Raw genomic sequence first — 11,854 nt, 5'->3', positions numbered from 1 at the left:
TGAATAAAAGGAGTAATACAAATAGGTGAAAAATAAAAAATATATGTCTAAACAAAACGATGAAAATTGAATATAAAACCAATCTTTTTATGATTTTATAGTACAAATAATGTTTTCCTTTTAAGACTTCGTATCAAAATAATCGTGGGGAAAGATTTCGTTTCCAAATTTTTCACCGATGGCTTTTGCTTTTGAAGGGTCGGCGGCATTGATTTCCGCAAACATGTCATCGAATCCAGCAGGATGAACAGTACATATAAGGGTCGTTTCGTTTTCAGATGTATTTTTAAAAGCGTGTATTGCCCCGCCGAATGGTATTCTGATGGTATCTCCTGCTTTTGCTTTATGCACACTATGTTCTGTGTGAAAATCGACTTCGCCACGGGCTACATAAAACACTTCTTCGGTATCTTTATGGGCGTGAGGTGCAGGGCCTCCACCCGGAGGTACATTCATTTCAATAATAGCATATTTACCGCCTGTGTCTTTACCGGATATTATTGTTCGATATCGTCCTTTAGCGATGTGAAAGGACGTGCCGTCACTTTTGCTTATTAATGTTATATCTTTCATTTCTATTGTTTTAAGTTGATTTTTTCTATCGAAAATTTATGTTTCTGTCAAATACTTTGTTGATCGAAGATTAACTATCCGAGTCACTTACCTCAAAATCCGCCGCGGCCGGCTCTGATCTTTCAGTCTTGACCAATTCAAGGCGGTTGTTATGAAATCTGAAATGATCCTTAACATCCCAAGTCCAGCTTTTACCCTCCCGGGTGTTGATGCTAACAATCGTATAAGCTACGATAATTTCGTTGCCGTCGACTTTCAGGTCAATCTTGTCGAACGTTTCTTGTATGGTAGAGCCGTCCGGGATAGTCGGGCAGCTTTCTAACTTTTTCAGTGCGGTGCTGTCGCTGCGGAACCAGTGACGCAGGAAGCCGAGGTGTGTGTTTGAACATTGATAGCCGAGGTCTAATGCGGTGAGGATTTTACATTTTAGGTTGCTGCGATTTGGAGTTGCTTTACCATCCCAAGCACATTCGTTGCCAATAAATGTTGCCACATAGCCTAGTGCGGCCTTTTCCGGATCGGATATATTGGCTACATAGCCTTCGTCCAGCACGATGGTGCTGACTGTCGCGTCGTATTCTTCCATGAATCGTTCCTCGTGCCAGAGGAATTTCACTGATCGGGGCTGCAATTTGAATGGTTTCACCACAGATGCCGATAGCAGTCTTTCGGTAAAGTGCAGGAAATCAGGGTCACCCGCTGGGCGGATACTATCGATCTTCCATTGGATAGCCAATTTGTCCCCACGTACAAAGTCATATGAACCGTCGTACAGTAGCCCAACGGTGTCCTTTGTCTTTTTTACATGCAATAGAAAGTAGTCCCCATCGTCATTCACATCTACAAAAGATACGGTATCGGTGTATACGGCACCTAACGTTAGCGATTCACCTACGCGTAACTTGCTCTGTAGCTTGGAAAGCGTATCTTCCGCAATAGACATACTTTCTGGCCTGGAAGAGTCTGCTTGTGTAGCCTGCGTATCGCTTTTGTTAGACGATTGGCAAGCTTGCAGTGTAATGAATAAGAGCATACAATAGGTAAGCCAACGTAAGGAGAAACGGTGAGGAATGGGGATTGATCTGTTCATATACTAAGCAAGCTAAGATAATTTCTTCATTTGTTAAACAAAAATAAGCATTACATACGAATACGGGGGTCTACAGAATTCGGCAAGGTTTTGTACTTTTGAAAGTACAAATTTTGTATTTTTTACTATTTCTGTAGAACAGAATCAACGGGATAATGGATACACTCTATTCTTTGCTATTGCTTTTTAACTTGACAGGTATCAATGCGGCATCTGGCTTGCAACACGATCAAGATCAATTGTATATTGTTTCGGATAACAGTCCTTATCTTTACCATTATAATGTACTGGAAGAACGGACCGATAAAGTGCTGTTGGACAGTACTCAGCGAGCCGAAATCGTTGCCAAAAAGGATAAAAAAGATTTCGAGGCGTTGTGCGATGTCGGTGATGCACTGGTAATCGTAGGTTCGGGATCAAAGCCCGAACGGCAAGACGCGTTTATTTATAATAAACGGAATCGGAATGTACGCCATGTATCTTTGGAATCGATATATCAACAAATGCAAGCGGTAGGCAAGGTTGACCAGGATAACTTCAACATAGAAGGATTGGCCTATGCTAACGGAACCTGGTATTTTTTAAACCGGGGCAATGGTGAAAAGAACCAAAATGTGGTTTTTACATTAGCGGGTGACGAGAACTTTGTTCTCTATCCTGCAACATTGCGCGCGCATCATATCGAGCTGCCTCGTATCCAAAACTACATAACTGGATTTTCTGATGGAGTCATCGTGGACGGTCGCTTATATTTTATTGCAACGGCAGAAGACAGCGCCAGCACGTATCATGACGGCGAATGTAAAGGTTCCTATCTCAGCTATATACACCTGAGCGACTGGAAATTAGGCCCGACCAATCTGCTCTCGAATACGAAAAAACTGGAGGGGTTTGCGCTTTATGGCCAGTCTGTGGATACATTAACCTTTATCCTCTGCGAGGATCCGGACGATGAAAGTAATAATAACTGTCCGATTTATCGATATGATTTCAATATAGGTTCCTGATAAGAACTATTCTTCTTATTTTTGGATAGATTACAACAGCATCAACATGACAGAATTAAAAGGTAAAAAAGCAATTATCACAGGCGGAGGCCGTGGTTTAGGTAAAGCCGTTGCGTTAGCACTTGCGGCTGAGGGTGTGCATGTGGGTGTTACCGGGCAAAACGAGCAAAACCTGCGATCAACAGTAGAGGAACTTCGTGGGGTAGGTGTAGAGGCACACTATGCTGCATTTAATGTATCGGATAATAAGCAGGTGGAAAGTGGTATAGAGGAACTCGTTGAATCGCTAGGAGGTGTCGATATTTTAATAAATAATGCGGGTGTAGGCCAGTTTGGCAAAGTGATGGAGATGGCACCAGCGGATTTCCAAAAGGTGTTTGATATAAATTTCTTTGGTGTATACCACGTGGCCAGAGCGGTTTATCCTTATCTAAAAGAAGCAGGACAAGGAGATGTGGTCAATGTCGCGTCCACTGCTGGTTTAAAGGGTGGCGCAGGTATGGCGGCGTATGCAGCTTCCAAAGCGGCGGTAATTTCACTATCACAGTCGATGATGGCGGAATGGCGTAAAGATGATATCCGGGTTATCACCCTGACACCGAGTACGATTGCTACGGATATGAGTATTGACGGTGGTTTAACGGATGGGAACCCGGATAAGGTGTTGCAACCGGAAGATTTTGCTGAGTGGGTAGTGGATATGCTCAAGATGAATAGACGGGCGCTGATTGCAAATGGATCTATTTTTAGTACGAATCCTTAGATTAAGTTAAATCATCCTCAAACGTCGATGCTCTTTTCAAGAACCGTTTAACTAACTCCAGGGACGGTGTATTTTGACCGCTGTGCCTCTTGAGAAAACGGTGGGTAAACTTCTTCGTGGTATTATAGGTTATCCCGTTGAAGCTCTTGAATTTGCCATGTTCATCATACGAAGGTCAGAAAACGATTTTTTTACCACTACCGCCAGCGAAATGAGGCAATGGACGCTTTAATAAGTGCAAGTTTCAATATATTTGGCTTTCCAAATTTAACTAATTGAAAAAGATGAATAAATACAATTTCGGAATCGTTGGTCTGGGGGTTATGGGACGGAACTTGCTCCTAAACATGGCAGACAACGGTTTTGCTGTAGCCGGACTGGATTTAGATCCGGAAAAAGCCGAATCATTACAAGCTGAAGCACAAGACGGACAAGATATTAAAGCAACGACGCATGCGGAAGAATTTATCGGGTTATTGCAACAGCCTAGAACGATCATGCTTTTGGTACCGGCAGGTAAGCCGGTTGACGCGGCGATAGCGAGTTTGGTGCCATTTTTAGATAAAGGCGATATTATAGTTGATGGTGGCAATACGTACTTCCCAGATACAGATAGACGATTTAACGAATTGTCTGAAAAGGGAATTCACTTTTTTGGGATGGGTATCTCTGGAGGCGAAAGTGGAGCAAGGAGAGGCCCTAGCTTAATGCCCGGAGGGAATAGAGAGGCCTATGAGCGGTTACGCCCGGTATTTGAAGCGGTCGCGGCTAAAGTAAATGGCGAACCTTGTGTCGAATTTCTAGGAAATGGTTCCGCAGGGAATTACGTAAAAATGGTCCACAACGGTATCGAGTATGGTATTATGCAGCTGATTGCGGAAACTTATGACTTGATGAAAAAAGTGTACCGTATGGACAATGCTGCCATTCAACTCGCTTTTGAGCAGTGGAACAAAGAGGAACTGAGTTCTTTTTTGGTGGAAATTACGGCGCAGATATTAAAGAAAAAAGAAGGGGAAACGTATTTGGTTGATCTGATTTCGGATTGGGCAAAGTCCAAAGGTACAGGAAAGTGGACTTCGCAAAATGCCATGGATCTGCAAGTGCCTGTACCGGTTATCGATGCTGCAGTCAACATGCGGGATATGTCGAAATATAAACCGGAACGGACGGAAGCGGCCAAAATACTCCCATGGAATACGGGCGTTATCGCTGCAGGTAAGGAAAAAAATATCGGGCATCTTAAACAAGCCTTATTTTTTGCAGTGCTCACCACCTACGCGCAAGGTTTAGCGCAATTGACCGTTGCTTCTGAAACGTATGGTTATGATTTAGATTTGGAAGTGGTAACTAAAATATGGAGAGGCGGTTGTATTATTCGGGCGGCTGTATTAGAAGATTTCCGTGCAGCTTATGCTAAGAACCCACAGTTGCGTAATATCCTGTTAGATAAAGATATTGCCCAAAAATTGGTGGCGTGCCAAGAAAGTATCCGCGCCGTAATAAAAGATGCGATAGATCAGGGTATACCGGTATCGGGCTTGATGAATGCACTGGCGTATTTTGATGCCTATCGTTCGGAAAATCTTCCGACGAATATCATTCAGGCACAACGTGATTATTTTGGTGCACACACGTATGAACGTATTGATCAAGCGGGTGTATTTCATACGCAATGGGACTAATTTTAAGCGACGGTAAAAAATGACGCACGACAGAACAACGGCACCAACATCCATCGTCGTATTTGGTGGAACAGGTGATTTAGCGAAAAGGAAATTGTTCCCGGCTTTCTTTAATCTATTCATCGACGAATGGATGCCAAAGCAATTTCAGATCCTTGCGCTGGGTAGAAAGCAGTACACACAGGAGGGTTTTCGAGCTTATGTCTTGGAAAATTTGAAGGAATTTTCTCGTAATAACAATTACACTGAAGAACAGTGGATGAGTTTTAGTGAAAAGATAACCTTCCTGAATTTTGACATCACGGATGAAAATTCGTTCCTGAATCTCAACGATAAGCTTACAGCGTTCGATGTAGCTTGTAATAAACGAACAAACCGCCTTTTTTATTTATCAGTAGCACCTAGCTTTATAGATAAGGTATCTGTTAACTTACATAAAACGGGCCTGGCAAGCAATATAGAGAAGGATCGTATCATCATTGAGAAACCTTTCGGGTATGACAAGGCTTCGGCGATTGCCTTAAACAAGTTATTAAACGAGAACTTCAAAGAAGAACAGATTTATCGTATCGATCACTATTTAGGGAAAGAGACCGTACAAAATATCCTGGCCTTTCGCTTTGCGAATACGGTTTTTGAACCACTATGGAGTAACAGACATATTGAATCGGTTCAGATAACGGTGGCCGAACAGGTGGGGGTGGAAGACCGGGGCGGATACTACGATCATTCCGGTGCGCTACGTGATATGATTCAGAACCACCTCCTGCAAATTCTCTGTATGGTCGCTATGGATGCGCCAGTTGAGTTTGAATCGGCTTTAATCCGAGATAAAAAGGCGGAAATACTAAAGGCGGTACGCAGAATTAAACCGGAAGATATTAATCATTACACCGTTCGAGCACAATATACGGAGGGGGTAATAAAAGGCGACGCAAAACAAGGTTATAGACAGGAGCCGGGCGTAGATCCGAACTCGAATACTGAAACGTTTGTAGCCATGAAGTTTTATATCGACAATCCGAGATGGCAGGGGGTACCATTCTATATGCGTACCGGTAAAAGTATGGAGCAGAAGAAGTCGTCTGTAGTGGTGAACTTTAAGGATGTGCCGAATAAAACGTTCGTAAACGGTAGGAATAACCCAGTGCCTAACCAATTGACCATCAATATCCAGCCTGAAATGGATATTCGTTTATCGTTCATGGCGAAGAAACCTGGCCTGGACATGACATTAAACCCCGTTGAAATGGTGTTTGACTATTTTGAATGTGCGCCGGACAGCCCGGAGGCGTATGAGACCTTGCTGATAGATGCGCTCGACGGAGATTCTACGTTATTTATGCGTTCGGATCAAGTAGAGGAAGCTTGGGATATTATCGCGACGATTCAGGAAGAATGGGAAAATGGAACTTATTCGCCGATGCACACCTACGCGGCAGGAAGTTGGGGACCAGCGGCAGCTGATGAATTGTTAAGCAGACAGGGGCATCGATGGCTATCAACAACAGTGGAAGAATTAAGGGAGGAAACTAATGGTAAAACAGTTTAAAAGTAAAGCGCAAATTATTGAAACAGCAGCACAGCTGTTTGTCGACGCGGCAAAAAAAAATATCGATGAAAAGGGTTTCTTTTCGGTGGCACTGACAGGAGGTTCTTCTCCTATTGATCTGCACAAATTATTGGCTACGGAAGCCTATAAATCACAGGTGGATTGGAGTAAGGTTCTTGTGTTTTGGGGTGACGAAAGGTGGGTGCCGCTTGATGACGATTTGAGTAATGCCAAGATGTCTTATGAAACGTTACTTAATCACATTCCTATTCCGGAATCCAACATTTTTCCGATGTTTAAAGAAGGCGTAGATGCGAAAGCTTATGCGCAGACCTACGAGCAAATTTTGCGGGAAAAATTAAAAGATGATGCGCGGCTCGATTTTATTTTTTTAGGAATGGGAGACGATGGACATACAGCATCGCTGTTTCCAGGCACCGAGGTGCTTCATGAAAAAGATAAATGGGTAGATGCTTATTTTCTTGCTCCACAGGATATGTATCGGATTACGCTAACAGCGCCGTTTATCAATAAGGCAGAGAAGATCGTTGTGATTACGTTTGGCGAGAAAAAAGCTAAAGCCTTGCGGGAAGTTTTGCAGGGAGAGCGCAATCCGGAGCAGTATCCATCTCAACTGCTGGAGCCTACTGGAGGAGAGCTACTTTTCTTGGTAGACGACGAGGCGGCACAGCTGTTGACGTAAACGGTCTTTAGTTAAAAACAGCTCTCCGGGATATGTGCCTAGAGAGCTGTTAAACGGTTTAGCCTTAGTTATCGACCGACCGGTTATCGCTTTCTTCGGCTTTTCCTTCTTCTATAAGTTCATTCACTTCCTCCATTTCGCCTGCTTCCAGATGCTTTATATCTTCTTCCTGCTCTTCGGATTCGACATCGACGTGAAAGGTGCAGCCAATCGGAAAGTGATCGGAGCCAACAGATGGATAAATGAATAGCTTGTCGATAATAATATCCGTACTGTGAAACAATAGATCCAACGGGACTCTGAAAAACCAATACTTGGCATGGAAGGTCGATAATATGCCACGTCCGATGCGTGCATCGATTAGTTCGCTGGTCTTTTTGAACAAAATCGAGGACTTTGCCCAGGCAACATTGTTGAAATCGCCGATCACTAGTACAGGCAAGGTATAGTCCCTCACTTTCTTCGCTACTGAAAGCAGGTCGCCATCCCTTTCTTTGGAATTCTCTTCTTCCGTCGGACTTGGCGGGGGCGGGTGCACTGCAAAGAAAACAAACCGATGACCATCAGGTGTTTCCAGCTCCGCTTCTATGCTAGGAACATCATCCGCTACAAAATAATGGGTTTGTATGTTTCTAACTTTTAGTTTCGTGAAAAAATGCATCCCATAGGTATTCTCCAGCGCTACCTTCTCTTGATAGGGGTAGTCCTTTTCCAAACACTGCATAGCTTTTCCCCAGTCGGCGTTACTCTCCATAGTGACGAAGATATCCGGCTGTTCTTGTTCGATAAGCTGGATAAAACGATGGTGCTCGGTGTTGAATTGGTAGATGTTGCATGAGACAATCTTTATCTTATCCGAACTAAATGCTGTTTTTGTGGGTTTTTGCTTCTTCCAGAATTTTGTGTAGCGCATCAAAACATAGACATGATAAATAATCAATAAAAACTGAAAGGCTTGTACTACCCAAAGCCAACGTATCTCCTGTACATATACCATGGTTACACCGAAGACGACGGTTTGTAGGATGAGAAGCTGTATTTTGATAAATTCGGCTACGCGGAATATCCAGTGCTGATGTTGGATAAATGGCAGTACGCTTAAAAGAATTAAGAGAATAGAGATAACAGCGAGTGTCGTAGCCATGTTGGGTATGTTGAATTGAAAGACATCTAAAAATAAGAAATTTGGCCGTAAAACGAAAAAATACGGGTAACTTTTACGGCTTGATCACGTGATACACTTCTTTCAAAAATAGGGGGTACAGCTCTTCTTTCTTAAACATATTGAGATAAAAGAGTGCTGTCATATCATTTTGCGGATCAATGATGTACGCTGTTCCCAACATACCTCCCCACGAATACGCGCTATTGGATACCTCAGGTAAGGGTTTGCGGTTCGGGTTGTGCAGTTCAAAGCCAAGTCCAAATTGGAATCCTTTGCCTCCCGAGTTTACTGCAGGAAGACGGTTGATGGTGGTCATCGCGTCCACGGTCTCGGCCTTTAGTATTCGTACCCCATTATATTCTCCTTTATTGAGCAGCATCTGGCAGAATTTGGCATAGTCCCCAATCGGTCCATTCAGGCCGATAGCACCTTCACAGTATGTTTGGACCGGACTTACAGCACCTTCAGCATACATTGTAGTCCCCTTTTCCAATTTGCCATCGACATAATTATATGGCTTTACAAATCTATCCAATTTGTCGGCTGGATAATACCAGTCGGTGTCATTCATACCTAGCGGGATTAAGATGGTCTCCTTTACATATTCGCGTAGTGGCTTGCCCGAAATACGCCCGATCATATAGGCCAGCATATTTGTACTGACGTGGTAGTTATACTCCGAGCCCGGTTCGAATCCTAAAGGATATTTGGCCAACGCTTCCATTTCATCTTTCAGATAACGTACTTCGCCATCCACGCCCATGGTGCGTTGGCCTGTAGTTTTACGCTCGTCAGTATGGCCAGCAAATCCGGGAGGCCTATCTTCTTGCGGGCGTCTTTTACGTCGTAGTGCACCTGCTTGACCAGCGCCTAGACCAGAGGAGTGTGCCATGAGATGAACGAAGGTCATCGGTACATTAGCTGTTCTCGTTTCATAGGTGCCGTCTTCGTTCAGCGTCGTTATGATCTGATCCGGTATACCTGGGAAATAGTTGGCGACAGGATCATCGACAGACACCAATCCTTTATCCACTAAAGTCATAAAGGCGACCGAAATAACAGCCTTAGTTTGAGAAAACAGGACATAATAATCATCAACACTTGCCGGAATCTTATTTTCGAAGTCTTTGTATCCGAATGCCTTATGATATAGTACATCACCACCCTTTGCAACATATGCTGCTACAACATTTGTTTTGCCGTTGTCAATGAACGACTGGAGCAGGGAATCCATCCGCTCGATTTGCTTCGGTTGAGCACTTATATACACAGATCCGCAATGTATAGAAAGGCAAAAAAGAATAGCCTGATAGAGAATTTTTTTCATTTGGAAGTTGTTTAAGTTTATGATAGCGTGCTGTCGATTCCTTGTGCTAATTTAGGAAAAATAAGGAGAACAAGACATTAATGTCGGTTATTTTGGATTTATTGTTATAACTTTGTGTTGTTGGCACCGATGACTAAACCTGAATTCATTTTCGGCGCTTTATAGTTTAATGTTATGTTTATACCTATACCGTAGATATGATGTCTTATAAACCGCTCGCTGATAGTGAACTTTTACACCTGATATCGAAAGGAAAGGAACAAGCTTTCAACGAGCTGTTTAACCGTTATTGGGATAAGTTACTCCAGATAGCGATACATAAATTAGATGATGTGATGGAAGCGGAAAATATCGTTCAGGATGTGTTTGTATCGTTATGGAAAAGAAGGAAAGCACTAAATATAACCGGCAACTTTCAGCATTACTTATTGGTAGCGGTTAAGTATAGAGTAATAAAAGCATTGAACCACCAACGTGTTCGACGTTTATATTTCGAGGAAGGGCACGGTTCGGTAGATTTGTTAGATGATGCTACCCAGCAATACCTAGATTTTGCTGAACTTCGGGAACGCCTCGAACAACTCGTCGGTAATCTTCCCGAGAAAGCGAGACTGATTTACCGGATGAATAAAGAGGAAGGGATGAGTTATCGCGAAATTGCCTCAGAATTGGATATAACCGAAAAGGCAGTGGACGCACATCTTGTGCGGGTAAAAAAAGTTCTCCGTTCTGGATTACAACGGTTTCTGTCTGTGTATCTATTCACATTCACATAAGATAGCGCTAAAAAAAAATAAAATGAAGGATTTGGTCTTGTCAGGGTACTTATTTATAAAGCACCTATTGAATGGGAAAGAGCGACCAGAACACACGCATGCAGGACTTGGCCAGCCGTTGGTTGAACGGCAGCCTGTCGGAAACGGAACAACGAGAGTTTGACGACTGGTTTTCTAGTTCCGTAAATACCCCAATTTTTATCCAAGAACATATTGCCTCGTCAAAAGAGATGCATTGTCGTACGTTGTTGGAAAGGGTATACAAAGAGGCAAAGATAAGGCGTCGTCATAGACGATTAAGGGTATGCGGGGCTGTCGCGGCTGTCCTGTTGGCAGCACTTGTCGGTCTGTACGTCGTTTATGAGAAAGTAAATATGAATGTTGATAGCTCGCATTTCGTCGTGCTGGAAGATGTCGCACCAGGAACGAATAAAGCCGTGCTCACATTGGCCGACGGTACGGTTTTAGATTTAAACAGCGACCAAGAGGGTATTGTAATCGGAGATGAAATTACATATACGGATGGGCGTCGTGTTTTAGATGAACATCGTTCTTCTTCGCTGATGATGTTGAATACTCCAAAAGGGGGGCAATATCAAATCGTGCTGTCTGATGGATCTAAAGTATGGCTCAATGCTGCCTCCTCATTGAAATATCCCACTGCATTTTCTTCGGAAGAGCGTATAATAGAGCTCGAAGGTGAAGGGTATTTCGAGGTTGCTAAAGACAGCAAAAGACCGTTCAAGGTGCTTTGTAGGGGACAGGAAATAAATGTGTTGGGGACTGCTTTTAATGTTTCGGCATATCCGGGGGAAAGAGAAGTAAAAACTACGCTGGTAAGGGGTTCGCTAAGTGTCTCGGCACATCATTCGTCTGTTACGCTAAAACCCGGAGAGGAATCCGTATATATTGATAACCAGCTATATGCTCGGATAGCTGATGTTGAGCGGACAATCGGTTGGAAAGAAGGCTTGTTCCGATTTTCTCATACGGAGTTAAAAAAGGCGATGACGGAACTGAGTCGCTGGTATAACCTGGATATAGAATATAGAGGTGCTGTTCCGACAACATATTTTTCGGGCGAAATTGAACGGAACCTCCATTTGTCATCGGTACTGGGCATACTGAAGGAAAGTGGTCTCCATTTTAGATTGGAGTTGCATGGCTCGACCCAAAAATTGATCATTATGCCCTGAAATAACGGAGTAATTAA

At 43.3% G+C, this 11,854-nt stretch carries 11 protein-coding genes; 7 read left to right on the top strand and 4 right to left on the bottom strand.

The features are described 5' to 3' along the window. Positions 1–120 precede the first annotated feature (120 nt). Positions 121–573 carry a cupin domain-containing protein gene (locus C5749_RS05225; RefSeq protein ID WP_105723641.1) on the bottom strand — a complete coding sequence of 151 codons (453 nt, stop codon included), beginning with the start codon at positions 571–573 and terminating at the stop codon, positions 121–123. Positions 574–643: 70 nt separating this feature from the next. Further along, entirely contained in the window at positions 644–1,663 is a 1,020-nt protein-coding gene (locus C5749_RS05220; protein ID WP_146113677.1) for a hypothetical protein, read from the bottom strand. Positions 1,664–1,818: 155 nt separating this feature from the next. Here C5749_RS05220 and C5749_RS05215 point away from each other — a divergent pair, with 155 nt between their 5' ends. The 5 genes from C5749_RS05215 (at position 1,819) to pgl (ending at position 7,373) form a co-directional block, all read left to right on the top strand. Then, positions 1,819–2,670: a DUF6929 family protein gene (locus tag C5749_RS05215; RefSeq protein ID WP_105723637.1), complete on the top strand. Its 852-nt coding sequence runs from the start codon at positions 1,819–1,821 to the stop codon at positions 2,668–2,670. A 46-nt stretch (positions 2,671–2,716) separates the two neighbouring features. Next, complete coding sequence (locus C5749_RS05210; RefSeq protein WP_105723635.1) at positions 2,717–3,433, top strand: 3-ketoacyl-ACP reductase; 717 nt, start codon at positions 2,717–2,719, stop codon at positions 3,431–3,433. Positions 3,434–3,717: 284 nt separating this feature from the next. Beyond that, entirely contained in the window at positions 3,718–5,118 is a 1,401-nt protein-coding gene (gene gndA, locus C5749_RS05205; RefSeq protein WP_105723633.1) for an NADP-dependent phosphogluconate dehydrogenase, read from the top strand. A 19-nt stretch (positions 5,119–5,137) separates the two neighbouring features. After that, positions 5,138–6,670: a glucose-6-phosphate dehydrogenase gene (gene zwf, locus C5749_RS05200; protein WP_105723631.1), complete on the top strand. Its 1,533-nt coding sequence runs from the start codon at positions 5,138–5,140 to the stop codon at positions 6,668–6,670. Next, a complete protein-coding gene (gene pgl, locus C5749_RS05195) occupies positions 6,654–7,373 on the top strand; it encodes a 6-phosphogluconolactonase (protein WP_105723629.1) in 720 nt (239 codons plus the stop codon). Before zwf ends, pgl begins: the two co-directional genes overlap by 17 nt. 64 nt (positions 7,374–7,437) lie before the next feature. Here pgl and C5749_RS05190 read toward each other — a convergent pair whose 3' ends face one another. Together C5749_RS05190 and C5749_RS05185 are read right to left on the bottom strand one after the other, a co-directional pair. Continuing rightward, positions 7,438–8,517: an endonuclease/exonuclease/phosphatase family protein gene (locus tag C5749_RS05190; RefSeq protein WP_105723627.1), complete on the bottom strand. Its 1,080-nt coding sequence runs from the start codon at positions 8,515–8,517 to the stop codon at positions 7,438–7,440. Positions 8,518–8,590: 73 nt separating this feature from the next. After that, positions 8,591–9,865, bottom strand: a complete 1,275-nt coding sequence (locus C5749_RS05185) for a serine hydrolase domain-containing protein (RefSeq protein WP_105723625.1) — start codon at positions 9,863–9,865, stop codon at positions 8,591–8,593. Between the two features lie 197 nt (positions 9,866–10,062). On the opposite strand from C5749_RS05185, the gene C5749_RS05180 reads away from it, so the two are divergent. Next, a complete protein-coding gene (locus C5749_RS05180) occupies positions 10,063–10,641 on the top strand; it encodes an RNA polymerase sigma-70 factor (protein WP_105723623.1) in 579 nt (192 codons plus the stop codon). A gap of 71 nt (positions 10,642–10,712) precedes the next feature. After that, positions 10,713–11,837, top strand: coding sequence for a FecR family protein (locus C5749_RS05175; RefSeq protein ID WP_105723621.1), 1,125 nt, complete (start codon positions 10,713–10,715; stop codon positions 11,835–11,837). The last annotated feature ends 17 nt before the right edge of the window (positions 11,838–11,854 follow it).

The sequence above is a fragment of the Sphingobacterium gobiense genome (genome assembly GCF_002980575.1).
Lineage (GTDB): Bacteria > Bacteroidota > Bacteroidia > Sphingobacteriales > Sphingobacteriaceae > Sphingobacterium > Sphingobacterium gobiense.
The sequence above is the reverse complement of the archived record's forward strand: the minus strand, read 5'-3'. Positions and strand labels throughout refer to the sequence as shown.

Bases quoted from the DNA above. Each gene is read 5' to 3' on its own strand.
- C5749_RS05180 (WP_105723623.1), top strand. From the start codon at position 10,063: ATGATGTCTTATAAACCGCTCGCTGATAGTGAACTTTTACACCTGATA.
- zwf (WP_105723631.1), top strand. From the start codon at position 5,138: ATGACGCACGACAGAACAACGGCACCAACATCCATCGTCGTATTTGGT.
- C5749_RS05215 (WP_105723637.1), top strand. From the start codon at position 1,819: ATGGATACACTCTATTCTTTGCTATTGCTTTTTAACTTGACAGGTATC.
- C5749_RS05220 (WP_146113677.1), bottom strand. From the start codon at position 1,663: ATGAACAGATCAATCCCCATTCCTCACCGTTTCTCCTTACGTTGGCTT.
- pgl (WP_105723629.1), top strand. From the start codon at position 6,654: ATGGTAAAACAGTTTAAAAGTAAAGCGCAAATTATTGAAACAGCAGCA.
- C5749_RS05185 (WP_105723625.1), bottom strand. From the start codon at position 9,865: ATGAAAAAAATTCTCTATCAGGCTATTCTTTTTTGCCTTTCTATACAT.
- C5749_RS05210 (WP_105723635.1), top strand. From the start codon at position 2,717: ATGACAGAATTAAAAGGTAAAAAAGCAATTATCACAGGCGGAGGCCGT.
- C5749_RS05175 (WP_105723621.1), top strand. From the start codon at position 10,713: ATGGGAAAGAGCGACCAGAACACACGCATGCAGGACTTGGCCAGCCGT.
- gndA (WP_105723633.1), top strand. From the start codon at position 3,718: ATGAATAAATACAATTTCGGAATCGTTGGTCTGGGGGTTATGGGACGG.
- C5749_RS05190 (WP_105723627.1), bottom strand. From the start codon at position 8,517: ATGGCTACGACACTCGCTGTTATCTCTATTCTCTTAATTCTTTTAAGC.
- C5749_RS05225 (WP_105723641.1), bottom strand. From the start codon at position 573: ATGAAAGATATAACATTAATAAGCAAAAGTGACGGCACGTCCTTTCAC.